General features: G+C 66.7%; 29 protein-coding genes. 15 read left to right on the forward strand and 14 right to left on the reverse strand.

Features of this window, described 5'->3' with window-relative positions:
* Positions 1-108: 108 nt before the first annotated feature.
* The 4 genes from rplN to C5O27_RS09270 are packed head-to-tail and all read left to right on the forward strand — an operon-like array spanning position 109 to position 1,567.
* Positions 109-477: a 50S ribosomal protein L14 gene (gene rplN, locus C5O27_RS09255; RefSeq protein ID WP_006434640.1), complete on the forward strand. Its 369-nt coding sequence runs from the start codon at positions 109-111 to the stop codon at positions 475-477.
* Between the two features lie 2 nt (positions 478-479).
* On the forward strand, positions 480-797 hold the full coding sequence (gene rplX / locus C5O27_RS09260; RefSeq protein ID WP_005197643.1) for a 50S ribosomal protein L24: 318 nt from the start codon (positions 480-482) through the stop codon (positions 795-797).
* A gap of 1 nt (position 798) precedes the next feature.
* On the forward strand, positions 799-1,380 hold the full coding sequence (rplE, locus tag C5O27_RS09265; protein ID WP_006867018.1) for a 50S ribosomal protein L5: 582 nt from the start codon (positions 799-801) through the stop codon (positions 1,378-1,380).
* A 1-nt stretch (position 1,381) separates the two neighbouring features.
* Positions 1,382-1,567, forward strand: a complete 186-nt coding sequence (locus tag C5O27_RS09270) for a type Z 30S ribosomal protein S14 (RefSeq protein ID WP_004019490.1) — start codon at positions 1,382-1,384, stop codon at positions 1,565-1,567.
* Positions 1,568-1,640: 73 nt separating this feature from the next.
* On the opposite strand, the gene C5O27_RS22970 is transcribed toward C5O27_RS09270, so the two are convergent.
* The 4 genes from C5O27_RS22970 to C5O27_RS09285 all read right to left on the reverse strand — a co-directional run bounded on the left by C5O27_RS22970 (position 1,641) and on the right by C5O27_RS09285 (position 6,582).
* Positions 1,641-1,790, reverse strand: a complete 150-nt coding sequence (locus tag C5O27_RS22970; RefSeq protein ID WP_244216620.1) for an SRPBCC family protein — start codon at positions 1,788-1,790, stop codon at positions 1,641-1,643.
* Positions 1,791-1,940: 150 nt separating this feature from the next.
* Entirely contained in the window at positions 1,941-2,096 is a 156-nt protein-coding gene (locus tag C5O27_RS22975) for an SRPBCC family protein (RefSeq protein ID WP_244216621.1), read from the reverse strand.
* Positions 2,097-2,334: 238 nt separating this feature from the next.
* Positions 2,335-5,760: a hypothetical protein gene (locus tag C5O27_RS09280; protein WP_127962566.1), complete on the reverse strand. Its 3,426-nt coding sequence runs from the start codon at positions 5,758-5,760 to the stop codon at positions 2,335-2,337.
* A gap of 366 nt (positions 5,761-6,126) precedes the next feature.
* The gene (locus C5O27_RS09285) at positions 6,127-6,582 is read right to left on the reverse strand and encodes an SRPBCC family protein (RefSeq protein WP_127962567.1); all 456 of its coding nucleotides are present in this window, start codon (positions 6,580-6,582) and stop codon (positions 6,127-6,129) included.
* Positions 6,583-6,787: 205 nt separating this feature from the next.
* On the opposite strand from C5O27_RS09285, the gene C5O27_RS09290 reads away from it, so the two are divergent.
* Both C5O27_RS09290 and C5O27_RS09295 read left to right on the forward strand, forming a co-directional pair.
* Positions 6,788-7,645, forward strand: a complete 858-nt coding sequence (locus C5O27_RS09290) for a ParA family protein (protein ID WP_035754993.1) — start codon at positions 6,788-6,790, stop codon at positions 7,643-7,645.
* Positions 7,642-8,133 carry a hypothetical protein gene (locus tag C5O27_RS09295; RefSeq protein WP_127962568.1) on the forward strand — a complete coding sequence of 164 codons (492 nt, stop codon included), beginning with the start codon at positions 7,642-7,644 and terminating at the stop codon, positions 8,131-8,133. Before C5O27_RS09290 ends, C5O27_RS09295 begins: the two co-directional genes overlap by 4 nt.
* A 30-nt stretch (positions 8,134-8,163) precedes the next feature.
* On the opposite strand, the gene C5O27_RS09300 is transcribed toward C5O27_RS09295, so the two are convergent.
* Positions 8,164-9,573, reverse strand: a complete 1,410-nt coding sequence (locus tag C5O27_RS09300) for an AIM24 family protein (protein ID WP_006360210.1) — start codon at positions 9,571-9,573, stop codon at positions 8,164-8,166.
* A 267-nt stretch (positions 9,574-9,840) separates the two neighbouring features.
* Here C5O27_RS09300 and C5O27_RS22725 point away from each other — a divergent pair, with 267 nt between their 5' ends.
* Positions 9,841-9,981 (forward strand): hypothetical protein, encoded by a 141-nt coding sequence (locus tag C5O27_RS22725; protein WP_164905311.1) that lies wholly within the window; start codon positions 9,841-9,843, stop codon positions 9,979-9,981.
* Positions 9,982-10,033: 52 nt separating this feature from the next.
* Here C5O27_RS22725 and C5O27_RS09305 read toward each other — a convergent pair whose 3' ends face one another.
* From C5O27_RS09305 to C5O27_RS09345, 9 genes are all read right to left on the reverse strand, one after another.
* On the reverse strand, positions 10,034-10,633 hold the full coding sequence (locus tag C5O27_RS09305; RefSeq protein WP_127962569.1) for a DUF4262 domain-containing protein: 600 nt from the start codon (positions 10,631-10,633) through the stop codon (positions 10,034-10,036).
* A 92-nt stretch (positions 10,634-10,725) separates the two neighbouring features.
* Positions 10,726-11,934 (reverse strand): nitrate/nitrite transporter, encoded by a 1,209-nt coding sequence (locus C5O27_RS09310; RefSeq protein WP_127962570.1) that lies wholly within the window; start codon positions 11,932-11,934, stop codon positions 10,726-10,728.
* Positions 11,931-12,680, reverse strand: a complete 750-nt coding sequence (narI, locus tag C5O27_RS09315) for a respiratory nitrate reductase subunit gamma (RefSeq protein WP_006360206.1) — start codon at positions 12,678-12,680, stop codon at positions 11,931-11,933. The genes C5O27_RS09310 and narI overlap by 4 nt, the downstream gene beginning before the upstream one ends.
* A gap of 3 nt (positions 12,681-12,683) precedes the next feature.
* Entirely contained in the window at positions 12,684-13,379 is a 696-nt protein-coding gene (gene narJ, locus C5O27_RS09320) for a nitrate reductase molybdenum cofactor assembly chaperone (RefSeq protein WP_040004321.1), read from the reverse strand.
* Entirely contained in the window at positions 13,376-15,067 is a 1,692-nt protein-coding gene (gene narH / locus C5O27_RS09325; RefSeq protein WP_006360204.1) for a nitrate reductase subunit beta, read from the reverse strand. The genes narJ and narH overlap by 4 nt, the downstream gene beginning before the upstream one ends.
* Positions 15,067-18,798, reverse strand: coding sequence for a nitrate reductase subunit alpha (locus C5O27_RS09330; protein WP_127962571.1), 3,732 nt, complete (start codon positions 18,796-18,798; stop codon positions 15,067-15,069). Before C5O27_RS09330 ends, narH begins: the two co-directional genes overlap by 1 nt.
* A 181-nt stretch (positions 18,799-18,979) precedes the next feature.
* Positions 18,980-19,309 carry a cupin domain-containing protein gene (locus C5O27_RS09335; protein ID WP_006360202.1) on the reverse strand — a complete coding sequence of 110 codons (330 nt, stop codon included), beginning with the start codon at positions 19,307-19,309 and terminating at the stop codon, positions 18,980-18,982.
* 258 nt (positions 19,310-19,567) lie between these two features.
* The gene (locus tag C5O27_RS09340) at positions 19,568-20,293 is read right to left on the reverse strand and encodes a hypothetical protein (protein ID WP_244216622.1); all 726 of its coding nucleotides are present in this window, start codon (positions 20,291-20,293) and stop codon (positions 19,568-19,570) included.
* A gap of 30 nt (positions 20,294-20,323) precedes the next feature.
* Complete coding sequence (locus C5O27_RS09345; RefSeq protein ID WP_127962572.1) at positions 20,324-21,412, reverse strand: PQQ-dependent sugar dehydrogenase; 1,089 nt, start codon at positions 21,410-21,412, stop codon at positions 20,324-20,326.
* Between the two features lie 266 nt (positions 21,413-21,678).
* Here C5O27_RS09345 and rpsH point away from each other — a divergent pair, with 266 nt between their 5' ends.
* The 8 genes from rpsH to C5O27_RS09385 all read left to right on the forward strand — a co-directional run bounded on the left by rpsH (position 21,679) and on the right by C5O27_RS09385 (position 26,435).
* The gene (gene rpsH / locus C5O27_RS09350) at positions 21,679-22,077 is read left to right on the forward strand and encodes a 30S ribosomal protein S8 (RefSeq protein WP_006360199.1); all 399 of its coding nucleotides are present in this window, start codon (positions 21,679-21,681) and stop codon (positions 22,075-22,077) included.
* 13 nt (positions 22,078-22,090) lie between these two features.
* Complete coding sequence (rplF, locus tag C5O27_RS09355; protein ID WP_006360198.1) at positions 22,091-22,627, forward strand: 50S ribosomal protein L6; 537 nt, start codon at positions 22,091-22,093, stop codon at positions 22,625-22,627.
* 3 nt (positions 22,628-22,630) lie between these two features.
* Positions 22,631-23,035 (forward strand): 50S ribosomal protein L18, encoded by a 405-nt coding sequence (gene rplR, locus C5O27_RS09360; RefSeq protein ID WP_006360197.1) that lies wholly within the window; start codon positions 22,631-22,633, stop codon positions 23,033-23,035.
* Positions 23,036-23,081: 46 nt separating this feature from the next.
* Positions 23,082-23,729: a 30S ribosomal protein S5 gene (gene rpsE, locus C5O27_RS09365; RefSeq protein ID WP_005197623.1), complete on the forward strand. Its 648-nt coding sequence runs from the start codon at positions 23,082-23,084 to the stop codon at positions 23,727-23,729.
* Between the two features lie 2 nt (positions 23,730-23,731).
* The gene (gene rpmD, locus C5O27_RS09370) at positions 23,732-23,911 is read left to right on the forward strand and encodes a 50S ribosomal protein L30 (protein ID WP_005197622.1); all 180 of its coding nucleotides are present in this window, start codon (positions 23,732-23,734) and stop codon (positions 23,909-23,911) included.
* A 3-nt stretch (positions 23,912-23,914) separates the two neighbouring features.
* Complete coding sequence (gene rplO / locus C5O27_RS09375; protein WP_006360196.1) at positions 23,915-24,355, forward strand: 50S ribosomal protein L15; 441 nt, start codon at positions 23,915-23,917, stop codon at positions 24,353-24,355.
* Positions 24,356-24,555: 200 nt separating this feature from the next.
* On the forward strand, positions 24,556-25,884 hold the full coding sequence (gene secY, locus C5O27_RS09380; RefSeq protein WP_006360195.1) for a preprotein translocase subunit SecY: 1,329 nt from the start codon (positions 24,556-24,558) through the stop codon (positions 25,882-25,884).
* The gene (locus C5O27_RS09385; RefSeq protein WP_005197619.1) at positions 25,881-26,435 is read left to right on the forward strand and encodes an adenylate kinase; all 555 of its coding nucleotides are present in this window, start codon (positions 25,881-25,883) and stop codon (positions 26,433-26,435) included. Before secY ends, C5O27_RS09385 begins: the two co-directional genes overlap by 4 nt.
* The last annotated feature ends 3 nt before the right edge of the window (positions 26,436-26,438 follow it).

Raw genomic sequence — 26,438 nt, forward strand, 5'->3', positions numbered from 1 at the left:
ACAGCCTGGAGGAAAACCCCAGGCAGGCGTGTGTTCGGTGGCAACGGACCGTGTGCGTCGGGTCGGAAATCCGGCGTACATAAGAAGCCAGGTCAAGGAGACTAACGAGTGATTCAGCAGGAATCTCGCCTGCGGGTCGCCGACAACACCGGTGCCAAGGAAATCTTGTGCATCCGCGTGCTCGGCGGTTCCTCGCGGCGCTATGCCGGCATTGGCGACGTGATCGTCGCCACTGTCAAGGACGCCATCCCCGGCGGCAACATCAAGAAGGGTGAGGTCGTCAAGGCCGTCATCGTGCGCACCACCAAGGAGCGCCGTCGTGCGGATGGCAGCTACATCCGCTTCGACGAGAACGCCGCAGTCATCCTCAAGGGTGAGAGCGACCCCCGCGGTACCCGCATCTTCGGCCCGGTCGGCCGCGAGCTGCGTGAGAAGAAGTTCATGAAGATCGTGTCGCTGGCACCGGAGGTGATCTGAGCATGAAGGTTCACAAGGGTGACACCGTGATCGTCATCTCGGGCAAGGACAAGGGTGCGAAGGGCAAGGTCATCCAGGCCTTCCCGAAGACCCAGCGTGTCCTCGTCGAGGGCGTCAACCGAATCAAGAAGCACACCGCCGCGTCGGCCAACGAGCGCGGTGCCTCCTCCGGCGGCATCGTGACCCAGGAAGCCTCGATCCACGTCTCGAACGTGATGGTCGTCGATTCCGATGGCAACCCGACTCGCGTCGGCTACCGCGTCGACGAAGAGACCGGCAAGAAGGTCCGGATCTCGCGCAAGAGCGGGAAGGACATCTGACATGACCTCTACCGAGACCAAGATCCAGCCGCGCCTGAAGACTCGCTACCGCGAGGAGATCAAGGGCCAGCTGAACGAGCAGTTCGAATACTCCAACGTGATGCTGATCCCCGGCGTCGTGAAGGTCGTCGTGAACATGGGTGTCGGCGACGCCGCCCGTGACGCGAAGCTGATCAACGGCGCTGTCGAGGACCTGGCCAAGATCACCGGTCAGCGTCCGGAGATCCGTCGCGCCCGCAAGTCCATCGCACAGTTCAAGCTGCGTGAGGGCATGCCGATCGGCGCCCGCGCGACCCTGCGCGGCGATCGTATGTGGGAGTTCCTGGACCGCCTCGTGTCCATCGCCCTCCCCCGTATCCGCGACTTCCGCGGCCTGTCGGATCAGCAGTTCGACGGCAACGGCAACTACACGTTCGGTCTGAACGAGCAGTCGATGTTCCACGAGATCAACATCGACAACATCGACCGCCCGCGGGGTATGGACATCACGGTCGTGACGTCTGCCCGCACGGACGAGGAAGGCCGCGCGCTGCTGCGTGCCCTGGGCTTCCCGTTCAAGGACAACAACGTTAAGGACAACTGACATGGCAAAGAAGGCTCTGGTCAACAAGGCCAACAAGAAGCCCAAGTTCGCCGTGCGGGCCTACACCCGGTGCAACAAGTGCGGTCGCCCGCACTCGGTGTTCCGCAAGTTCGGTCTGTGCCGAATCTGCCTGCGCGACATGGCGCACGCGGGCGAGCTCCCGGGCGTCCAGAAGTCCAGCTGGTGACCTTCACCCAAGGCTGACGCTTTGACGAGCGGCCCCACCTCCTTCGCGGGGGTGGGGCCGTTTTGCGTCGCTGTCACTTCTGGGCGAGCCATTCCTCCATGAGGTCGGGGATGCTCTCGATCGACGCTTTGAGCGAGCGCTGGTAGATGCGCATGACGATCGGGTCGGCCATCTTGCCGAACAGGCCTCCGAAACCGCTGGGGGATTCGACGTGGTAACTCATCCGGACACCGTCGGAGGTCTCCTCCAAGGATGAGTGGGTCGTGAACGGGAACGCTGCTTCGATCGTCTGGAATTCGGTGTCCTTGTAGGTGTCGACGCGGGTGAATTCGCCCCGCCATTCGAAGTTTCGACCGAGGATGTTGTTCTTGCCTTACCACTGAGCACCGACGGACACCGGGTTGTCGGAGAGCGGGGTCATCTCCACAACCCCGGGGAGATAGGCGGCAATGTTCTCGGGGGTGGTGGTGTACTCCCACACCGTTTCGAGAGGGTGCTTGATGAGGACGGATGCGCTGGCTTCGAGCATGATTGATCCTGAATGGATTCGAGAATGAGCTGATGGCCTACGCCGCGACCCGGGCGGGCGGGTGGCGGGTGGCTGGACCGATTTCCGTGCATCGATGAGAATACGCCGGTGGTTGATTCATCGCCACCGGATAAAACGGTCAATTGTTTTGTCTAACAAAGGCGCTCGCCGGGATCAGTGCCGTTGGACAGGCTGCTGGAGCATCGGGTAGAGGTCGGCGAAGCTGTTGCAGCGCAGCTTATTCGAGTGTCTCGAGGATGTTCGCTGGGACGATCGGGACGCTGGCCGAGATCACCGTGGACGAACCCGATGCGTCGGACACCAAGACGGTGAAGTCGTGGGCGGTGGGCCCCGGGCGCGCCTGTCGTTGAGCCATCGTCGGCGTGAATATGAATGCGCCGCTTGCTGAATCGAGTGCCACCTGGGGGTCTGTGGTCAGATAACTCAGGGTGGAGGCGGTGTCATCCAGGTCGGTCACCGATCCCGAGATGACGCCGGTTTCCGGATTGATGTCCGAAATGGTCGGAGTGACATCGAAAACCATGGCGGGGGTGGAATTCCGGGCGTGCCGTCCGCCCGACGCAGTCATCGTGAGCGGGCGGATGGTGGTGGTACCGGCGACGTGGGTGAGGAGGACGACGTCGCCGTCGAGCGTGATGGCGGGGCCGTGCGTCGAATGGCCGTGGAACTCGCCGGCTTCCACCGCAGTACCGTCGGCGTGGAAGACAGTCAGAATTGTTTTGGGCCAACGTGTTTCGGGACAGAATCGGGTCAATGGCAGGTAGGTCCGGCCGTCGTCCGTGATTGCCGGGGGACCGGCCGGTTCTCCGGCGACGGTCGCGGACACCACAGGCGCGGAGTCGGGCCGCACGACGGCGAGGGAGACGACTGGGTCCCCACTCGCCGGGTCGGTGGTGAGCATCGGGAGATGGGCGGCGCCGTGCCGGTCGATGTGAACCGAGATGGGGGTTCCGTCGACGCGTGTGTCGCTTGTCGAGCCGTCACCGCAGATGACGGTCACGGTGGTGGCGTCCTCGCCGTCCGGCGTGAGGGTCGTCGTCGTGAGGAAGACGGTGCCGCTCTCGTCGGCCCGGACTCCGGCCGACCCGATGCCCGCGGCCATGACCCGTGACACGGCGTCCGGCGAGATCCCGACGACGGTGTTCTCCCCGGTGAGAGGGTTCGCCAGCGGGAGGTAAAGGTGGTCGTGGGGACCGGCGACGGCGGTGCAGTCGCTGACGCCGGACAGAGTTACCGACGATCTGCGCCCATCGGGGCGCACCACGGTGACGACGACCGAACCAGGTGACCGTGAGACCAGGTAGACGGCGGTCTCGGTGGGCACCACAGAGGCCAACCGGCCGGGTATCCCGTCGACGGTGTCCAGCGAACCGTCGGGGTGACGGATCGCGAGCGTGGCGACCGGTGTGCCGGTGGGATCGCCGTGGTGCCGGGCGAAGTACAGCGAATCCTCGCGCCGTGCCCAGAGGTCGCCGTCCTCGCCGTCGAACACCTGCCCGGCGGGTGCGAGTCCACCGGGCCCGGCCTCGAGAAGACGGGTTCCCTCGGCATCCGACGTCGCGACCAAAACCTTTCCCGTCGAGGTCAGGATGAGGCGACTGTGCGCGCCGGGGACACGAGGGAACGTCGAGGCGGCGCCGTCGTGGTCCAGGACGGTCAGGTACGTGTATGTCCGGCCGTCGTCGTCCGGCCAGGTGGTCAGCAGGTGGCCGATGCCCGCATCGTCGAATCGAAGGTGATCCGCGGGTAGTCCGAGGATCGGTCCCGTGGTCGACGCGGCGCCGGTCGGATCGATCCGGGTGATCCGTACCGATGTCCGGATGGTGTCGCCGGCGATCTCGGTGAGCTCGGTGAGCTGGTGGGCCCGTCCGTCGGGGCCGAGGACGACGCCGCGGTCGGGCTCGGTGGGAGAACCGGCGATGGGTACCGATGCCGCCGTCATGGTCTTCGGGCGGACCACGGAGACCTGGGTGCACCCGTCGTCGCGTTGGGTGGTCACGAAGACCACGTCCTCGTGACCGACGACGACCTCGTCGATCTGGCAGCCCGGCACGGTCACCTGCCCGAGCGAGTACGGGCTCGTGATGGGCAGCGCAACCGTGATCGGCGTCGTACCGCCGCGACCGTCGTCGGCGGTGACCGTCACCGAGTCGAACCGTGCCGACTCCGGTGCGCGCGGTGCGGTCGCGGCGATGCGCGCCTGCAGGGCGGGCCGGTAGGTGTAGGTGCCCGCGGGTGCGTCATAGGTGAGCACGCTGCCGCTCGCGGTGCGGAAGGTCTGGTCACCGGTGGGAGTGACGCCGTGGAGCGTCGTCGGGATGGGGGTCCCGTCCGCATCGGTGAATCTCAGCGAACCGTGCAGGACCCCGGCCGGGGCCGGGCCGGATGCGGGAGCCGGCTCGGTGAGTCCCCTGTCCGGTACCGGGATCGACGGTGCCGGGCTGCTCGCAATGACTGTCACCGCCGCCGACATGCGCTTGCGGCTGAGGAGCGCGGATCCGAAGACGAGACCGCCGACGAGAGCGAATTGTGGGACGGCACCCGGGATATCCGGACCGTCGGCTGCGATGAGGAACTGGTCCGGGTCGGCCGCCAGGCCGAATGTGTAAGGGGTGGCGGGGGTTTCGGCGGAGGCGACCGGGCCCTGGGTGCCGAAACGCCGAATCCACCACAGGAGCGTCCACGGTGCCGGGCTGGCCGCGCCGGTGCTTCCCCCGCCGAGGATGTTGATCCCCAGGAATGTGAGGATCCCGATGGCGCCGGTCTTGGCCGGCTGCGGGGCCACGGCGACCGGCGGGGTGGAGGTCTTGAGGAGGGGCGCCCAGGGCGGCGGACCGCCGGACGGCGACACGTCACGGTCGAACTGGGATCGGGTGACGTCGGCGGCTCGAGCGGCGAGGGCGGTGTCCCCGGGCCGTCGGCCGTCGGCGGCGGGCGGTGGCGTGGTGTCGGCACCGGTGCGGTCGGGCCCGTCGGGCTGGACCGGAACCGGTTTCCTGGAGATGTCGACCTCGAGGGAGGTGCGGTTTGGGGTGGAGTCGGAGGAGGATTCCGGGTCGGGCTCGGTCTCCTCGGCGGGCGGCGGCACGGCCGGCTCGCCTGCGGATGATCCCTCGCTCTGGGCGGGTGGATCGGGGAACTGCGGGAAGATGTCGTTCTCCGCGACGGGCCCCGAGGGTTCGCCGGGACCGGAATCCGGGGTGGTCCCGGTGTCGCTCCCGGATTCGGGCCCGCTCTCGGCGGTGTCTCCATCGCCGGAGCCACCCCCATCGGAGTCGCCATCGCCGGACCTGGTGCTTCCCGACCCGGAGTCTCCGCCCCCGGACCCGCCACCGCCAGAACCGCTGCCACCGGAGCCGCTGCCCCCGCCCGTGCCGCTTCCGCTGGAATCGCTGCCGCCGGAGTTGCCGCTTCCACCGGAGCCACTGCCGCCGGAGCCACTGCCGCCGGAGTCGCCGCTGCTGGAGTCGCCGCCGCCCGAGTCGCCGCCGGAGCTCGGGGCGTCGACGCTGTGCGATGCGCCGCCGAACGGGCTCGGTTCAGCTGTCGCGGGGGCTTGGCCTCCCGAGTAGAGGGCCAACCCCACGGCAGCTGCAACCGCGAGCGCCCGGACTCGGGGGGGTCGCGCAGTGGACATGGTCATCTTCGGAAGACCTTCGATACGAAGCAGCACATTCGCCGTGAACGACGACGGGTGAGGAGCTCACCACCGCGAACACAGTCGATGCCTCTGACGGTAGCCGCTGGTCGTCGCGATCACTAACACTTCGTGGACGGGTTCATCCGGTCGGATCGAAGCGGATGATCGACGTCTGCACCGACCTTCCGGGACCCCTGAACGGGTGACGTCCAGGTTGTGCTGTTGTGCAGCACTTTCGGTGCGATCCGGACCGAGGTTCGGATCGTAGATGGCGAGATGATCCGTTATCCGGCTTCACCTCGCTCGACCGTGCGTGGTGAAAACCGTCCGACCGGACGACAGTCGTGTCGTGCCGCCGGGCGGGGGTGCTCAGCGTCGTGCCGCCCATTCGTCGACGAGGCGCGGCAGTTTTCGGGCGCCGGCCGCCAGCGACCGCTGGAAGGTGCGGATGGCCAGGGCGTCGGCGACCTTGCCGATCGCCCCGCCCCCGACGCCGTCGTTGTGGACGCGGTAGGTGAGTCGTACCCCGTCGCGGGCATCGTCGAAGGTCGCGGAGATGGTGAACCCGAACGGCGACTCGGTGGAGGTGAACTCGGTCGCCTTCACGGGGTCGACGCGGGTGAACTCGCCGACCCAGTCGACGGTGCGTCCCAGAGCCTTCATCTGGCCCTTCCACGTGGTGCCGACGCGAGTGGGGCCCTCCGACACCGGCACGATGCCGACGACACCCGGCGTGAGCGCCGCGACGTGCTCCGGGACCAGGCAGTACTCCCAGACCACATCGGGCGGCTGCTTGATCACGACTGAGATGGAGGCTTCGGGCATCGTCGAACTCCTGCGGTGGTGGCGGGTGGCCCCCGACGTTACCCACGCGGAGGGAATCCGCAGCGAAAGTGCGGATATGGTGCGCATTTTCGCTACGCACCGTGGTGTTAAGCTCTCACGCCGGGGCGGCTGATCAGTGCGATGGGACGACCCGGTTCCCTGCCTTAAGCCGACGCACGACCGCAGGGAAGGCGGAGATTCTTCGATGGCCAAAGTGATCGCGACGATCAGCTTGAAGGGCGGGGTCGGCAAGACCACGGTGACCGCGGGGCTGGCCGAATACATGTCGGCGGAGTTCGGTCAGCGGGTGCTGCTCATCGACCTCGACTCACAGATCAATCTGACCACCATGATGATCAGCGAGGAGCGCTGGCTCGAGCTGAACACCAACGGTCGGACGCTCGCCACACTGTTCTCCGATGCGGTCAAGGGCACCCGGTACTTCCGGCTCGACGAGGCCGTCGAGCGGGGTGTCTCACCGGTGAAGAAGGTGAACTCCGTGGACCTCCTCGCGTCGTCGCTGGACCTCATCGAGGTCCAGGAGGACCTGAGTGCGCTGCGCGTCGAGGGGCGGGTGCCCAACGGTGGCACCGGCTTTCTCCGCGAGGCGATCGAACCGGTCCTCGACTTCTACGACTACGTGCTGATCGACTGCCCGCCCAACATCGGGCCCATCACCCTGAACGGCCTGGCCGCCGCGGACGCCTACATCATCCCCACGATCCCAGATGTGTTGTCCACGTACGGAATCCCACAGATCCAGACCCGGGTGCGGAAGATCGGCCACGAGATCGGCCGGACCATCGTCGAGCTCGGTGTGGTGATCACGAAGTACAAGGCGAACTCGGCCGTGCACCGGTCGACAGCGATGCGCCTGCGCCGTGACCCCACCATTCAACATGTGCTGCCCAGTTACATCAACGAGGCGAATTCCGTTGCCGCAGCTGCGGAGTTCACGTCGTACGGGACGCTTCGGGTCAAATACGGCAATCAAGGACAGTTCGACCAGTTCCGTGGCCTGACCATGGACGTGATGACCGAGGCGCAGGAGAAGATCCGATGAGTTCCGACGACACCCGCCGGCGCATGGAGTACCAGGCCGTCGGCGGTGCGCTCGCGCAATTGGACGCGAAGAATCCACAGGCCGCACAGCTGATCGCGGGGCTGGTCACCGTGATCATCGCCGAGGCCGAGCGGTCCTCGCGTTTCGCTTCCGCGCTCACCGGGGTGGTCGACGCGCTTCGTCCGGTCGACATCGCGCTCGACGGCGCTCCCGTGGAGGCGCCGCGGAAGCGGGCGGCGGCGCCGAAGAAGCAGGTGACACGTCAACCGGGCGCGTTCGATCCGTTCGTCGTCTACCGCGAGGGCGGCGGCCAGGAACTGTCGGCGCGACTCGGCGAGCTGACCCTCGACCAGCTCCGGGACATCATCGCCGAGCAGGAGCTCGACACCCGCAAAGAGACGAGCCGTAAGCGCAAGCCCGAGGTGCTCGTCTCGTGGATCGTCGAGCGCGTCGAAGCGTCCGAGAACAAGGGGAGCGTCTTCCGGTAGTCGGCCTACGCCGGTAGGCGATCGCCGGGCTCAGCGGCCCAGGATGCCGCCCAGTACCCCGCCGGCGCCCGAGCCCGCGGCCCCACCACCGCCGGTGCCGCCGATGAACCCGCCCGGCGGCAACTCCGACGGCTGCACGACCACGAAGCCCTGGCCGGAGAAGGCGAGGGTGAAACGTTCGCCCGTGCTCCGGCCCATGAGAGTGCCGAGGTTGAACGAGTCGTTGGACTTCACCGAGGTCCGCAGGCTCGACGACCAGGCGACCGCGGCCTGGGGGTCGGCGTAGGTCGCGGCGTCGACGTTGAGGACCACGGGCGTGCCGTCGGTGGTGATGGCGATGCGTCCGCGCCCGGTGAACACGCAGTTGTAGAGGCCCGCGTTGCTCATCGCGCCGGCGCCCTGGACGCGCTGGATGTCGTAGCGAAGGGTCGAGTCGAAGGCGAGGACATTGGCGCCGTTGATGGTGAGGCCGTCGGTGCCGTCGAGGTCGATCAGATGGACGTCGGACGCGGCGTTGGCGAGGAACAGGTCGCCGCGACCGGTGACCTTCATCAGGGGGACACCCTCGCCGGTCATCGCCTGACGCATCATCCGGCCCAGACCGCCGGACCCGAGTGCTTCGAAGTGGAGATCACCCTGGTAGGCGACCATCGAACCGGTGCGGGCCATGACCTCACCCGAGAGGCCGACGCGGCACATCTTGCTGCCCTGCTTCTGGATTCCCTGGCCGCTGACCTCGGCGTGGGACGGGGCGAACAGATCGCTGTGCATGGGGACTCCCGAGGGTTGGGTCGTGACCGGAGGGTGGGGCGGGGTGGCCGGCGGCGGTGCGGCCGGAGGCGGTGATTGTGGTTGTGGGACCGGCTGATTCGTCGGCGGCCACGGCTGCGGATCGGTCACCCGCGGTGGCTGACCGGGAGGCGGCGGCGGTGCCGGATCGTCCTCGACGTCGATGCCGAACGCGGACACCAGACCGGCGAGCCCTGCGTCGTAACCCTGGCCGACGGCGCGAACTTTCCAGGTGTCGTTGCGGCGGTAGATCTCGAGGCAGACCACGGCGGCCTCGCTGGTGAGACCCGTCGGCGTGAAGCCGAGTTCCTCCCCGCCGCCGCTCAGGGTCGCGGTCAGTGCGCCGGCGGTCGCGAAGGTGGACGGGCCGGTGCCGTCCAGGCTCGCGGCGACGACGACCGTCGTGATGTCGCGGGGGAGGGCTGCGGTGTCGACGGTGACGATGTCGACCGCACCCGACGAGCGATAGCCGACACCCGGGCCGGTGGGCTGGTTGTAGAAGATCAGATCGGCGTCGGACCGGACGCGACCGGCATCGGTGAGCAGGATCGCCGAGGTGTTGACCGGCGATGCCGAACGCACCGACACCGTCACGGCCGACGACGGCAACGGACGGTTCTCTCCGGCGGACAGCGTGAGCACGTTGTCCATTGTGCCAAGTGCGGGTGCACGAGGAGATCGCTCTGTCGACCGACCGGCGCGTCACCGGCTGAGAGCCGCCTCTCCGACGGCCATATGCACGGTGCTTCGCGGAGGCGTTTCTCAGCGCGTGAGCACTCTCCGGCCACAAAAAACAGTGGCGCCCAACGGCGGTTCCGCGCAACCATGTTCGGCAACAGTTCGTCACGGGAAGCCCGGGGCGATCCCAACGGTCCCGCAACGTGGTTCGCGGTGCGGAGCGAGGTGAAGGGGGTCGTCATGGCCGCAGTACCACTGGCAATCGTGTGCGGTCTCGTCCTGCTCGCGAGCATCGTCCGCACAGTTCTGGCCGTCGCCGGTGACGGCCGCCGGCGGGTGAGGTACCGCGAGGCGTACGACACCCGACGGCCGACCCTCTGACCTCAGCCGACTACCCCATTCGTCAAGGCGGGCAACGGATATCCGGCACGCCTCAGTGCCCCGAGATCCGGCGGCCCCGGCGGGGTCGGGTGCGGTCGGGGCCCGACTCGGTGGTGACCAGGTGAGCGGTCCGCCGTGCGTGTGCCGAGAGGTCCGGGATGCCCTTCACGGGCTGATGCATCGGCAGCAGGATGTAACCCTCCTCCCAGGGGAACCGGCCGTACTCATCGGGCCAGACGACTTGCAGCGTCGGGTAATCCGGGAACAGCAGATTCGCGAGGACGAGCTCGTCCTTGTCGACCTGTTCGATCAGCCGCACCGACACCGCCACCGTCTGCAGACGGATGTCGGTCTGGGTCGCGACCAGATCGCGCCAGTCCTCGCGGTGGAGCAGGTCGCCGAGCTCGTTCAGGATGTGGTGCGCGGTGAGCGGATCGACACCGTAGATGGCCAGTTCGGGGATCGAGTGCAGCGAGAGGCCCGCGGTGTAGGAGAACCCGCAGTCGGCCTCGCGGCTGCCGGCCTCGGGGAACCCTTCGCCGACGGAGGTCACCTGCCAGCCGCAGCGGCGGATGGTCTCGAGGGTCGAGCGGATGACGGGATTGGGATGCCACCGGGGCAGACCTCGGATTGCGGCAGCGTGGTCTGACATGGATCGCTCCTTTGTTCGAAGGGTGCGACCATGACACCACGGGGGTCCGACAACTCTGATCGTCGAAGCCCGAGTGCCGGTCGGGCGCGGGCTCAGTCGGCCGGCCTTCCGCGGATGCCGAAGATCGTGAACACCATCGCACCTGCGGCGAACACCGCGAGCAGGACGAGGCCGGTGGTGTAACTATGGGTGGCGGCGTCGTAGGTAGCCCCCATGATCAGTGGCGGGAAGAAGCCGCCGACCCCGCCCGCGGCTCCGACGATCCCGGTCACCGAGCCCACGCGTTCGGCCGGCGCGGCCTGTGCGACCCAGCTGAAAACGGACCCCGATCCGAGGCCCATGCAGATCGCCATCAGCACGAAATCGATGCCTGCCGGGATCTCCACCGGGGGTGTGGTGATCATCCAGGCGGCGAGGACCACCGCGCCGCCGCACGAGATCACCGTGATGATCCGCGGTCCGAACCGGTCGGACAGGATGCCGCCGAGCGGTCGGGCGAGCACCGCCGCGATCGCGAAACCCGCGGTTCGGGTGCCGGCCGCCTGCAGGTCGAAGTCGTAGACGTCCTTGAGGTAGGTCGGCAGATAGGTGCTGAACGCGACGAAACCGCCGAACGTCGCGGCATAGAGGAAACCGAGTTGCCAGGTGATGGGTAACTTGGCGGCGGCGGCGAGCTTCGGCACCACGGAGTCGTGGGACGGAACCCAGCGCGGTGAGTCGCGCATGAACATCCAGCAGACCGCCGCGGTCGCCGCCAGCGCCACCGCGATGACGACGTGGGTGGCGACGTATCCGAACCACGACACGAATCGCGGGGTGAAGAACGCCGACAGCGCGGTGCCGCCCATTCCCGCGCCGAACACCCCGGTCGCGAAGCCACGACGTGACTTGTCGTACCACGCGTTCACGAAGGGAATGCCCACCGCGAACGTCGTACCGGCGACGCCGAGGAGGAACCCGGCGACGAGCAGCAGCGGGTAACTCGCGAGGCGACCGGCCGCCGCCACCAGCAACACGAACGGGATCGTGACGACCAGAAGCACCGTGAACATGAGACGACCACCGAACCGGTCGGTCAGGGCTCCGGTCAGGATCCGGCCCAGCGACCCCACGAGAACGGGGATCGCGACGAGGATCGACTTCTGGCTTGCCGACAGGTCCAGCTGATCGGTGTACACCACTCCGAGGGGGCCGATGAGATTCCATGCCCAGAAGCTGATCGTGAAGGCCAGCGTCGCGAGCGTGAGGTTGATCGACTGCGACCCGGTGGCTGCCCGGGTGGCTGCGGTGTCGCTGGTCATCGATCACGGTCCTTCACTCCGACCGGGGCCCAGCCCGGCCGAGACGGCCGGCTACCCGGTGCCGGTCGACGGTCGCGGCTCCGGTAGACGATGTACGGCCGGAACAGATAGTGCACGGGTGCGGTGAAGATGTGTACCAACCGGGTGAATGGCACCATCGCGAACAGGAGCATCCCGATCAGAATGTGCACGTGAAAGCGCAACGGGGCCTGCACCATCGCCGAGACGTCCGGTTGGAGGACGAAGATCGATCGGAACCACGGGGACACGGTCTCCCGGTAGTTCACGCCGTGCGCGTGCGGGTCCGCCGCGCCGATGATCGTGATGTAGGTGCCCGCGATCAACGCCGTGGTGAGCACGAGATACATCGCCTTGTCGTTGCGGGTGGTGGCCATGAACACCGGGCCGACGGTGCGGCGGCGGTAGACGAGCATGCCCACTCCGACGAGCGTCGCGACCGCGGCCAGCAGCCCGAAGATCGCCGCGCCCCAGTGGTAGGTCGTCTCGCTGACACCGACCGCGTCGGTCCACGACTCCGGGATCAGCAGACCCATCGCATGTCCGATGATGACCACGAGTATCCCGTAGTGGAACAGCGGCGAGGCCACTCGTAACAGGCGGGATTCGTAGAGTTCCGAGGATCTCGTGGTCCAGCCGAATTTGTCATAGCGATATCGCCAGATCGTGCCGCCGATCAGCAGTCCGAGCGTCACGTACGGCAGTACGCCCCAGAGGAAGATGTCCACGCGTCACCTCACGGTCGGGTTCGGGATCGGGGGTCGTGATGACGTCGGATCGATGGGGAGAAGCCGGGGATCGTAGGGTTCCAGTCCCACGGTCTCGGTGGGGACCGGCCGGCATCGTGCCATCGCCGTCTCGCGGTCGGGCGGGGACGGACTGGGTAGGGTAGCACACACCGCGGCCACCGCGCCGGCGTACGGTGAGTCCGCCTCCAGCAACGAGAACTTGATGAGTTCGAGTGCCGCGCGGTGTTTTTCGAGGAGTTCGACGCCCCGTCCGGGATCGGCGCGCGCACTGAACTCGAGGACGATCGGCAGATGGTCGGGTAGCTCGCCGTGGAGGTCGACGAGGAATCCGCTGTCCCGGTAGACCTGTTTGAACTCGCCGAGCGAGGATCCGCGCCGGCGGGTGTCGCCGTCCGACCAATAGGACAGGTACAGGGTGGATCGCTTCGACAGGTCGAACAGATCGATGTAGTTGCGACGCAGGGTCATCGCGTCCTCGCCGGCGAGGTGGTCGACGGTGCGTCCGAGCAACTGCACCGCGGCGTCCCGGCGCTGTTCGTCGAGAGCGGCGCGCATGAGGTCGATGCGCGAGAGCACGTCGTCGTCGGGATAGCTGAGGCACCAGGAGCTGATCTGGTGGATCACCCGGACTCCGGTCGACGTTCTCGCGGCGCGGTCGAACCGGGGGAAGGCCCTCATCCGCGACCGCCCCGTTCATTCTCTCGCCCGTGCTCCGCGCGGTCGGGGAACATCCCCGCGGGAACACCGTTCCCGTCCCAGTTCAGCAGGTTGGTGCGTCCGGCCAGCGTGTGCGAGCCGGCCGCGGTGTCGGTGGTCTGTCGCTGCCGCAGCGCGTGGAAGGTCTCCACCGAGACCGGTGCCGGACGGCCACTCGCCTCACCGAACGCGGACGAGTCGAACATGCCCGGACCCTCGTCGTAGTCGAGCGCACAGGCCATTTCGTCGAGTTTCTCGGCCTGTTCGAGATGTGCGGTCGGGATCACGTACCGCTCATCGTATTTCGCGATGGCCATCAGCCGGTACATCTCGTAGATCTGTTCCTCGGTCATCCCCACCGCCGCGGGGATGGCACCGTCGGGTTCCCGGCCGAGCGTGACATCACGCATGTAGGCACGCATCGCCGCCAGGCGGCGCAACACCGCGTCGACCACCGTGGTGTCACCGGCGGTGAACAGTTCGGCGAGGTACTCGACCGGGATACGCAGCGCCTCGATGGCGCCGAAGAGGGTTCCCGGGCTCTCCGCGTCGTGTCCTTGCTCGGCCAGCAGGTCGACGATCGGGGACAGCGGCGGGACGTACCAGACCATCGGCATGGTGCGGTATTCCGGATGCAGCGGAAGTGCGACCCGATACTTCTTGGCCAGCGCGTACACCGGTGAGCGGCGCGCCGCCGCCAGCCAGTCGTCGGGGATCCCGTCGGCCCGAGCCGCCGCGAGGACCTCGGGGTCGTCGGGGTCCAGCATCAGATCGAGTTGGGCCCCGTAAAGATCCTGCTCATCCGGGGTGGACGCGGCCGCGGTGACGGCGTCGGCGTCGTACAGGAAAATCCCGAGGTAGCGCAGGCGTCCGACGCAGGTCTCCGAACACACGGTGGGTTGACCCACCTCGATGCGCGGATAGCACAGGGTGCACTTCTCGGCCTTACCGGACTTGTGGTTGAAATAGATCTTCTTGTACGGACATCCGGTGATGCACTGACGCCAGCCGCGGCACCGGTCCTGGTCCACGAGCACGATCCCGTCCTCGCTGCGCTTGTAGATCGCCCCGGACGGGCACGACGCCATGCACGAAGGATTGAGGCAGTGCTCGCAGATCCGCGGCAGATAGAACATGAAGGTCTGCTCGAACCCGAGTTTGACCGCGTCCTCGCTGTCGCGCCGGAGCTTCTCGACGATGGGGTCGTGCGGCACGTGTTCTGTTGCGCCACCGAGGTTGTCGTCCCAGTTCGCCGACCAGGTCACCTTGGTGTCCTCGCCGGTGAGCAGGGATTTGGGACGCGCGACGGGGAAGTCGTCACCGAGCGGGGCATCGATCAGCGTCTGGTAGTCGTAGGTCCACGGCTCGTAGTAGTCGTTGATCGTGGGCTGCACGGGACTGGCGAACAGGGTCAACAGCTTCTGGAGCCGTCCCCCGGTGCGCAACCGCAACTTCCCGTTGCGGTTGAGTCGCCATCCACCGCGCCAGGTGTCCTGATCCTCATAACGCCGTGGATAACCCTGCCCGGGACGGGTTTCGACGTTGTTGAACCACACGTACTCGGTGCCCGACCGGTTGGTCCAGGCCTGCTTGCAGGTCACCGAGCAGGTGTGGCATCCGATGCACTTGTCGAGGTTCATCACCATCCCGACCTGGGCCATGACTCGCATCAGTACGTCACCTCCTGGCTGCGCTTGCGGATCGTCGACACCATGTCGCGTTGATTGCCGGTGGGGCCGAGATAGTTGAAGGCGTAGGACAACTGGGCGTATCCACCGATGAGGTGAGTGGGTTTGACGAGAAGTCGGGTGGGGGAGTTGTGGATTCCGCCGCGGCGCCCGGTCGCCTCCGACTTGGGTACGTCGATGGTGCGCTCCTGCGCGTGATGTACGTAGCAGACGCCCTCGGGCATCCGGTGACTCACGATCGCGCGGCAGACGAACACCCCGTTGGCGTTGACGCATTCGATCCAGTCGTTGTCGGACACCTCGATCGACGCGGCGTCCTGCGGACTCAGCCAGGCGACCGGACCACCACGCGACAGCGACAGCATGAACAGGTTGTCCTGGTACTCGGAGTGGATCGACCACTTGCTGTGCGGCGTCAGGTAACGCACCGTGATCTCGCGCGCGCCGTCGGGACCGAGTCGCGGTTCGCCGAACAGTCGGTGCATGTCCAGTGGGGGTCGGTAGATCGGCAGCGACTCGCCCATGTCGATCATCCAGTCGTGATCGAGGTAGAAGTGCATGCGTCCGGTGAGTGTGTGAAAAGGCTTGAGCCGCTCGATGTTCACGGTGAACGGGGCGTACCGCCGACCGCCGGTCTCGGAGCCGGACCATTCCGGCGAGGTGATCACCGGAACGGGTGCCTTCTGGGTGTCGGCGAACCTGATCCGCTTCTCCTCCGAACCTCGTGCGAGGTCGTCGAGTTGCACACCCACGCGGGTCTGGAGCTGTTCGAAACCGGCCACCGCGAGTGCGCCGTTGGTGGTGCCGGACAGCGTGAGGATCGCCTCGGCGAGCTTCTCGTCGGTGTCGATCGCCGGGCGGCCTTCGCCGGCACCGCTCGGCATGACGCCGTTGGCCTCGGCGAGCGTCCGCGTGTGTTCCTCGAGAGGGTAGGTCACGCTCTTGACGGTGAAGCCCAGAGTGTCGGCCAGCGGTCCGATCGTCGCGAGCTTGTCGGCGATCGCCGTGTAATCACGTTCGACGACACTGAAGTTCGGCATGTTCCGACCAGGTGTGCCACGCACGCCGGTGTCGCGCCAGTCGACGACCCGCCCGTGCGGTTGGGCGGTTTCCCCGGGGGTGTCGTGCTGCATCGGCGCACTCACGAGGTCGTGACGTGTCCCGAGGTGCGTCCGCGCGAGCTCCGACAACTTGCGGGCGAGCCGGTGGAACAGCTCGAAGTCCGACTTCGCCTCCCAGGGGGGAGCGATGGCCGGGGTGAACGCATGGACGAAGGGGTGCATGTCGGTGGACGAGAGATCGTACTTCTCGTACCAGGTCGCCGCAGGCAGCACGATGTCGGACAACAGCGTCGTGGAGGTCATGCGGAAGTCGGCGGACAGCAGCAGGTCGAGTTTCCCCTCGGGAGGCCGGTCATGCCACCGGATCTCGCTCGGACGCGGTGCCTCGGGATCTTCGGTCCCCAGCACGTTGTGATGTGTGCCGAGCAGAGTCCGCAGGAAGTACTCGTTGCCCTTGGCCGACGAACCGAGCAGGTTCGACCGCCACAGGACGAGAGTTCGCGGCCAGTTCTCCGGCGCGTCGACATCGGAGATGGCGGGTGTCAGGTCGCCGGTGTGCAGACGGTCGGCGACGTAACCGGCCACGTCGTCGGCGTCTCCACGGTCGACCGCTGCGGTGGCCTCGTCGGCGACGTCGAGGGGATTCGCCGAGAACTGCGGGTAGAAGGGCATCCACCCGAGCCGCGCGGACTGTGCGATCGCGTCGGCGGTGTGCTCGTGGTCCATCGAGCCGCGCGCCAGCGGGGAGGCGAGTGACGCGGTGGAATATCCGTCGTTGCGCCACTGCCCGGTGTGCATGTACCAGTACGACGTCCCGGTCATCGTCCGAGGCGGACGCGACCAGTCGAGCGCGTTCGCCAGCGACACCCAACCGGTGATCGGACGACACTTCTCCTGCCCGACGTAGTGTGCCCAGCCGCCCCCGTTCCGGCCCATACAGCCGGTGAGGATGAGCAGCGAGAGGATCGCGCGGTAGGTCGCGTCGCCGTGGAACCATTGGCAGATTCCGGCGCCCATGATGATCATCGAGCGGCCCTGCGACTCTTCGGCATTGGCAGCGAATTCGCGGGCGACGCGGATCGCGGCCTCGGCCGGGACGCCGGTGATCTCGGCCTGCCACGCCGGGGTGTAGGGCGTGGTCGCGTCGTCGTAGCCGGTGGGCCACTCGCCGGGAAGCCCGTCCCGGGCGACGCCGTACTGCGCGAGCATCAGGTCGAAGACGGTCGTGACGAGGCGGCCGTTGATCCGCCGGGCCGGGACACCGCGGCGGACCACCGAGCCGCTGCCGTCCGGTGCGTCGAAGACCGGGAAGGACACCGAGACGAGCTCCGCGTCGGGACCCAGGAGAGTCAGGGCGGGCCGCACGCCCTCGAGGTCGAGATTCCACCGTCCCACGCCGGACTCGGCGTACCGGAACCCCACCGAACCGTTCGGCACCGCGGGACCGTCGCGGTCCTCGTCCCAGAACACGGTCTTCCAGACGTCCTCGGCGGTGTAACCGGAGCCGACTTCGTCGGCGGTGGGGCTGGAGCCGACTTCGTCGGCGGTGACGAACTTGCCCGCCACCAGCGTGTCCTGGTCGTCGTGCTCGTCGAGGCGGATGAGGAACGGGAGGTCGGTGTAGGTGCGGACGTAGGAGTCGAAGAAGTCGGTCGTGCGGTCGCGGAAGAACTCGGTCAGGATGACGTGGCCCATGGCCATCGCGAGAGCGGCGTCGGTGCCGGCCTGCGCTGGTAGCCACTCGTCGGCGAACTTGGTGTTGTCGGCGTAATCGGGACTGACGGCGACCACCTTGGTGCCGCGATAGCGAACCTCGGCCATCCAGTGTGCGTCCGGGGTACGGGTGACGGGCACGTTCGATCCCCACATCATCAGGTAGGTCGCGTCCCACCAGTCCCCGGATTCCGGGACGTCGGTCTGGTCGCCGAACACCTGCGGACTCGCCACGGGCAGGTCGGCGTACCAGTCGTAGAACGACGTCATGACGCCGCCGATGAGCTGGATGAAGCGCGTGCCGACGCAGTGGCTCACGATCGACATCGCGGGGATCGGCGAGAATCCCGCACACCGGTCGGGCCCGTAGGTCTTGATGGTGTGGACATGTGCCGCGGCCGCCATCTCGGTGGCTTCGTCCCAGCTCACCCGCACCAGGCCGCCTTTGCCCCGGGCCTGCTGGTAGGAGCGGCGCCGGAGCGGATCGGACACAACATCGGCCCAGGCGAGGACGGGGTCACCGAGCCGGGCTCTCGCCTCGCGGTACATCTCGACGAGAACACCTCGCGCGTACGGGTGCCGAACACGCGTGGGGGAGTAGGTATACCAGGAGAATGCGGCGCCGCGCGGACATCCGCGTGGCTCGTACTCGGGTCGGTCGGGTCCCACCGACGGGTAGTCGGTTTCCTGGGTCTCCCAGGTGATGATCCCGTCCTTGACGTAGACCTTCCACGAGCACGAACCGGTGCAGTTCACCCCGTGCGTGGAACGGACGATCTTGTCGTGGCTCCACCGGTCTCGATAGAAGACGTCGCCGGCGCGCCCACCGTCACGGAATACTGCGCGACGGTCGTCGGTCTCGTCCCAACGGGTGAAGAACTTGCCGATGTTCAGAAGGGCAGTGGCTGCAGTGCCCTGAGTGTCGCCGGACCGGGCCATGCGCGCCACGATACACATCTGTGTCAGGCGATATCTGCTATTTCCTCGATTCGACGCGAATGCGACAAACAATCTCAAGAATGGTGTGTCGGGAAATCAAATCCGCACTCGAACAATTGCGGACCCCAGGGCAGGTTGCGCTCATCGATTGCGTAGGTCCGACGTGCTTCGGCGTCGTGGGTCAGTGCGTGGCGACTGTCAGCAGCACCGCGGAATCCTCGCGGGCGGTGAGTCCGTGACGCTCGGGAGGGATCGTGACGAGGTCGCCCTGCCGGCCATCCCAGTTGTGCTCGCCCGTCTTGAGGGAGACGTGGCCCCGGAGGACGTGAAGGGTTGCCTCGGTGGGGCTTTCGTGATCGGACAACGTGGCTCCGGCGACCAGCGCGATAACCGTCTGTCGCAGGTGCCGTGAGGAGTCGCCGTACAGCGTGTGCGCAGCGCGACGGCTCCTGGCCCCATGTGCGGTGGTCAGGAGCTCGTCGACGAGTTCGGGCAGCCGGGTCGAGTGCATGGCTCGACGATGGCATACGGCGCGCACGATGGTTGTGGTTCTGCCGATCGACGCCGATTTGTTGCCGACCGGAACACTGCCGGAGCTTTCGCCGGCATACACATGTGCGGCCTGGTGAATAGTGCGCTGCCCTGGGCGGAACTCGCGCTGAATACGCGATGTCGTCATGGTGCCTGCGGAAACCGGTGACCGCCGGGGATGCCCGCGCCGGCCACGGAGTGGTCGGACGACGATCGTGGGCCGCGTCGGCGTGGCGGGTCAGAAACGCAGAGAGCCCCAGTCGAGAGAGCCGGATCCCGACTGGCAGCCGGTGACAACCAGTTCCTGCGGGGTCGGCCGCCGGTCAGCGGTCTGGGGGCCCGACTTGATGCGGTAGTAGATGGTTTGGGTGCCCTCCGGCGAGGGTGCCGGTGGCGCGGGATTGGTGACGGTCTTGAGATTGACCGTCGCCGTGCTGACGAAACCGTCCGGTTGGGCACTGCTGTTGTACGGCACACCGCCACCAGCCGGGGCCACGCCGGGCGCGAGTTGGGAAAACAGTTTGGTGCCGTCTTCTCGTTGGACCCAGCGGGCCATGGGCCACGGGATCCCGTTGACGTACCGCCACGGAGCCGTCAGGTCTCCGACGTTCCCGGTGGCATTGATCCAGTCCTGGTTCGCTTCCTGCTTGAACCACCAATCTGGTTGGTAGAAAGTTGAATTCGTGTAGTTGGTGAGTGTGAAGGTGGCGGTGCAGTTCTTGTTGTCGACGGCGGTGATCTCGACTCCCTTGCCTTGTGCGGCGGCGTTGCCCGCGCCGGCGAGTGTTGATACGGCGACTGTCAGGCTTGCTGCACCGGCTATGAGAGTGGTGGTGATCCTTCGGTTCCTCGCGACCTCTCTGGGTCCGACGTCCCGCGCGGTTGGCGAGATCCCGTCCGACGGACCCTCATCCGAGACCCACCGTAAACACATCGCACCAACGCGCGGTGGGCGAATGGACATTTCGGCGAGACTGCTGTCGACGGCGTCGTGTCAGCCGGCAATCACGCGCAGTATGCGATCGTCGTCATCGGTGGGCTGTCCGCGGCCGTCGGTGTTGCTCGTGCTCACCCAGAGCGAACCGTCGGGTGCCGCGGCCACCGCGCGGATCCGTCCGTAGTCGTCGGTGAGGTGACTCGCCGGTTGACCGGCCGACTCCCCGTCGAGGGGCACCTCCCACAGCCTCCGGCCGCGCAACGCGGCGACGTACGCGCGATCATTGACGATCGCGAGGCCGGCCGGCGAGGCCTCCTGCGGGGTCCAGGTGACCTTCGGGGCGATGAACCGAGGATCGTCGGATTCGCCTTCGAACTCGGGCCAGCCATAGTTGCCGCCGCGCCGGATGAGGTTGAGTTCGTCGCGCCGGTTCTGGCCGAACTCGGTTGCCCACAGGCGGCCCGCGCCGTCGAATGCCAACCCTTCCACGTTGCGATGGCCGTAGGAGTAGACCTCGTTGCCGAACGGGTTGCCGGGCCATGGGCGACCCTCGGTGTCCACACGTAGGATCTTGCCGTTGAGGGACCGTATGTCTTGTGCGACAGCGGGTTCGGCTGCATCGCCGACCGCGACGAAGAGGCTGCCGTCGGCATCGAAGACGAGCGCACCGCCGTGGTGGTTGTAGGCGGCGTCGAGGCCGCGCAGGAGCGTGCGCGGACCGGTGAGTCGCCGGCCGTCGAAGTCCAGCCGGACGAGCCGGTTGTCGGAGTCGGTGGTGTAGTAGACGAACACCGCGTCCTCGGCGCCCGGGGCGATCGCGATGCCCTGCAGCCCACCCTCGCCGCGAGGCGCGGCGTCGCCGATCTCGCCGACGGTCCGGACCTCGCCCGACCCGGACACCCGCACGATCGTGGCGTCGTCGCGTTGGGTGACCAACGCATCGCCGCCGCGGAGGAATCCCATTGCCCACGGCACGTTCAGTCCCGAGGCGATCACCTCGACGGCTGTCCTCCCCGTGTCCTCGGTGTCTCTCTGCCCGTCGCGCGACGGTGAGGGGCGGACGACGTCGGCGCCCGAGCAGCCGGAGGTGAGTACGGCGCCGGTGAACCCGAGCAGCCCGGCGGTGAGAAGCTGGCGGCGATCCATACCCTCGATGGTGCCCGATCTCGGTGGCGCTCCCGGGCCCGATTTGGGTCTGGCCAGCAGATTCCCTACACTAGACCGGTTGCCTGTGCACCCCAGGTGCCCGGGACACAACTGAATAGTCTCCGGTGCCGGCGAAAAGCCAAGGGCACCGGCGGCGAGAACCTTCAGAAACTATCCACTTCGTGGAAGGCCCACCGCAGGTCAGAGGGATTTCCCTCTCATCGGCGCTGTATGGGAACCGCCACGAGAAAGGTTGACGGTCACCCATGACCATGACTGACCCGATCGCAGACTTCTTGACACGTCTGCGCAACGCCAACTCGGCGTACCACGACGAGGTGAAACTCCCGTCGTCGAAGATCAAGGTGAACATCGCCGAGATCCTCAAGCGTGAGGGCTACATCACCGACTACCGCATCGAGGATGCGGAGGTCGGCAAGAGCCTCATCGTCTCCCTGAAGTACGGCCCGAGCCGTGAGCGCTCCATCGCTGGACTGCGCCGCGTGTCGAAGCCGGGCCTCCGGATCTATGCAAAGTCCACCAACCTGCCCAAGGTGCTGGGCGGCCTCGGCGTGGCCATCATCTCCACGTCGTCGGGTCTGCTCACCGATCGCCAGGCAGCCAACCAGGGCGTGGGCGGCGAAGTCCTCGCCTACGTCTGGTAGGGGAGGGAACGACATGTCGCGTATCGGAAAGAACCCCATCGAGATCCCCGCGGGCGTCGACGTCACCGTCGACGGACAGCGCGTGGCCGTGAAGGGCCCCAAGGGCGAGCTCTCGCTCACCGTCTCGGAGCCCATCGAGGTCGCCAAGGAAGACAACACCATCGTTGTCACCCGCCCCAACGACGAGCGTCGCAGCCGCGCGCTGCACGGCCTGAGCCGTTCGCTGATCAACAACCTGGTCATCGGCGTCACGCAGGGCTACACCACGAAGATGGAGATCTTCGGTGTCGGCTACCGCGTCCAGGCGAAGGGCAAGGACCTCGAGTTCGCCCTCGGTTACAGCCATCCCGTGCCGATCGAGGCCCCCGAAGGCATCACCTTCGCAGTGGAGTCCCCGACCAAGTTCTCGGTCACGGGTATCGACAAGCAGCAAGTCGGCCAGATCTCGGCGAACATCCGCCGCCTGCGTCGTCCGGACCCCTACAAGGGCAAGGGCATTCGCTACGAGGGTGAGCAGATCCGTCGCAAGGTCGGAAAGACGGGTAAGTAAGCCATGAGTGACACAGCTACCAAGACCAGCCGTAAGCCCCTCGGCAAGGACGTGTCGACGCGTCGTCGCAAGGCGACCGTCAACCGGCACTTCCGTCTCCGCAAGAAGGTCAGCGGAACCCCGGCTCGCCCGCGTCTCGCGGTCAAGCGCAGCTCGCGCCACATCCACGTGCAGCTCATCGACGACCTGGCCGGCAAGACGCTGGCCGCCGCGTCGTCGATCGAGGCCGACGTGCGCGCGGCAGGCGGCGACAAGTCGGCCCAGGCCCGCAAGGTCGGCGAGCTCATCGCCGCCCGTGCCAAGGCTGCCGGCGTCGAGGCCGTCGTGTTCGACCGCGGTGGCAAGGACTACCACGGCCGTATCGCCGCGCTCGCGGATGCCGCCCGTGAGGGAGGCCTGAGCTTCTGATGACCATCTTCACCAGCTACACCCACAACACCGGAGGGAACCTCTGATGCCCGGACGTCAGCGTGACGGCGGAAACGGACCCGCCGGTAACGACAACAACCAGAACAATGCAGGTGGCGGCAACGACCGTCGCGGCGGTGGCCGCGGAGACCGTCGCGATCGCGGCGGCCGCGACCAGGACCGCAACCAGCTCGAGCGCGTGGTGACCATCAACCGCGTCTCGAAGGTGGTCAAGGGTGGACGTCGTTTCTCGTTCACCGCTCTCGTGGTCGTCGGCGACGGCCAGGGCATGGTCGGCGTCGGCTACGGCAAGGCCAAGGAAGTTCCGGCTGCGATCCAGAAGGGCGTCGAAGAGGCTCGCAAGAACTTCTTCCGCGTGCCGCTGATCGGTGGCACCGTGACCCACCCGGTTCAGGGTGAGGCTGCTGCCGGCGTCGTCATGCTGCGCCCGGCCAGCCCCGGTACCGGTGTGATCGCCGGTGGCGCGGTGCGTGCCGTGCTCGAGTGCGCGGGCGTCCACGACGTTCTCGCCAAGAGCCTCGGCTCCGACAACGCCATCAACGTCGTCCACGCCACCGTGGCGGCACTGAAGATGCTGCAGCGTCCCGAAGAGGTCGCGGCCCGTCGTGGCCTGCCGATCGAGGACGTCGCCCCGGCGGGTATGCTGCGCGCTCGAGCGGGACAGGGAGTCTGATCATGGCCGAGCTGAAGATCACCCAGGTCAAGGGCACCATCGGTACCAAGAAGAACCAGCGTGACAGCCTGCGGACCCTCGGACTGAAGGGCATCCGCCAGACCGTCACCCGCGAGGACACGCCGATCAACCGCGGCCTCATCAACGCGGTTCGTCACCTCGTGACAGTCGAAGAGGTTTAAGCAATGACCATCAAACTCCATCACCTTCGCCCCGCACCGGGGTCGAAGACCGACAAGACCCGCGTGGGTCGCGGTGAGGGGTCCAAGGGTAAGACCGCGGGCCGCGGCACCAAGGGCACCAAGGCACGTAAGAACGTGCCCGCCGGCTTCGAGGGTGGCCAGATGCCGATCCACATGCGGCTGCCGAAGCTCAAGGGCTTCACCAACCGCAACCGGGTCGAGTACCAGGTCGTCAACGTCGGCGACATCGCGCGTCTCTTCCCGCAGGGCGGCACCATCGGCGTCGACGAGCTCGTCGCCGCGGGCGCTGTGCGCAAGAACCAGTTGGTGAAGGTGCTCGGCGACGGAGAGCTCTCCGTCAAGGTCGACATCACCGCCGACAAGTTCACCGCCTCCGCCAAGGAGAAGATCGCCGCTGCCGGAGGCAGCGTCACCGAACTCTGACGGAACAAACCCGCGGTCGGGCGGCAGCTACGCTGCCGCCCGACCGGGGCGTTTCGGCGTCACTGTTAGAGTTTCAGACGTTGTCTGCCGCATCCGCAAGATCGCCGCATCCCGAACATTGTCGATTGCCGAGCACACGGGGATCGGGTCGTGACCGACCCGGAAGATTGCCCTCGCGTGGTCGTTCCTAGGAGGAGTTAGTGCTTTCCCCCCTCTTCGCGGCCATACGGACGCCGGACCTGAGGAAGAAGATCCTCTTCGTTCTCGGCATCATCATCCTGTATCGCCTCGGCGCGACCGTGCCGTCGCCCGGCGTGGACTACCAGGCCGTCCGGGCCTGTCTGGACGAGGTCTCGGCCGGTGAGTCGAGCTCGGTCTACTCCCTGATCAACCTGTTCTCCGGCGGCGCGCTGCTGCAGCTGTCGGTGTTCGCGATCGGCATCATGCCGTACATCACGGCGTCGATCATCGTCCAGCTGCTCACGGTGGTCATCCCACGGTTCGAGCAGCTCCGCAAGGAAGGTCAGGCCGGCCAGGCCAAGATGACGCAGTACACGCGTTATCTCGCCGTGGCCCTGGCGCTCCTCCAGTCGACCGGCATCGTCGCCCTCGCCGATCGCGGTCAGCTCCTCCCGCAGTCCTGTGCGACCAGCGGTGAGGTCCTCAACGACTCCAGCATCTTCGGTCTGATGATCATCGTGCTCGTCATGACCGCCGGCGCCTGTGTGGTCATGTGGTTCGGCGAGCTCATCACCGAGCGCGGTATCGGCAACGGCATGTCGCTGCTGATCTTCGCCGGTATCGCCGCCCGCATCCCCGCCGAGGGCCGCACCATCCTCAACACCCGCGGCGGACTCGTCTTCGCGCTGGTGTGTGTCGCCGCGCTGATCATCGTCGCGGGCGTCGTCTTCATCGAGCAGGGCCAGCGCCGCATCCCGGTGCAGTACGCCAAGCGCATGGTCGGCCGCAAGATGTACGGCGGCTCGTCGACCTACCTGCCGCTGAAGGTCAACCAGGCCGGCGTCATCCCGGTCATCTTCGCCTCGTCGCTGCTCTACCTGCCGCAGCTGATCGTCGAACTGACGCGCAGCACCGACGGCACCCAGTCGACCTGGCAGGAATACGTCACCAAGTACCTGACCGATCCCAGCAACGGGGTCTACATCGCGGTCTACTTCCTGATGATCATCTTCTTCACGTACTTCTACGTGGCGGTCACGTTCAATCCCGAGGAACGTGCCGACGAGATGAAGAAGTACGGTGGCTTCATCCCGGGCATCCGGCCGGGCGCCCCGACCGCGGAGTACCTGGGCTACGTCCTCAGCCGCATCACTCTGCCGGGTTCGATCTACCTCGGTATCATCGCGGTCCTGCCGAACCTGTTCCTCGAGATCGGTAACAGCGGCAACGTCCAGAACCTGCCGTTCGGCGGTACGGCCGTACTGATCATGGTCGGTGTGGGCCTGGACACGATGAAACAGATCAACAGTCAGTTGATGCAACGCAAGTACGAAGGATTCCTCAAGTGAGACTCGTTATTCTCGGCCCGCCCGGAGCAGGCAAAGGCACCCAGGCGGAACTGCTGAGCGAAGCCCTCGGCATCCCGCACATCTCGACCGGTGACCTGTTCCGCGCCAACATCTCCCAGGGCACCCCGGTTGGTATCGAGGCCAAGAAGTACCTCGACGCCGGCAACCTGGTCCCGTCCGAGATCACCGTCGACATGGTTCGTGCCCGGGTGGGCGAGCCGGATGCGGCCAAGGGCTTCATCCTCGACGGCTTCCCGCGTTCGACCGAGCAGGCCGATGCCCTCAAGGACATCCTGGCCAATCTCGACGCCTCGCTCGACGCCGTGCTGTCCTTCGTCGTCGACACCGACGTCGTCGTGGAGCGCATGATGGCCCGTGGTCGTGCCGACGACACCGAAGAGGTCATCCGCAACCGGATGGACGTCTACACGAAAGAGACCTCGCCGCTGCTCGAGTACTACGGCGACGAGGTGAAGACCATCGACGCGGTGGGCGACATCCAGGATGTCCACCAGCGTGTGCTGAGCGCCCTCGGCGCCGGCGTCAACTGACAC

The sequence above is a fragment of the Gordonia alkanivorans genome, from assembly GCF_004011905.1.
Classification (GTDB): domain Bacteria; phylum Actinomycetota; class Actinomycetes; order Mycobacteriales; family Mycobacteriaceae; genus Gordonia; species Gordonia alkanivorans.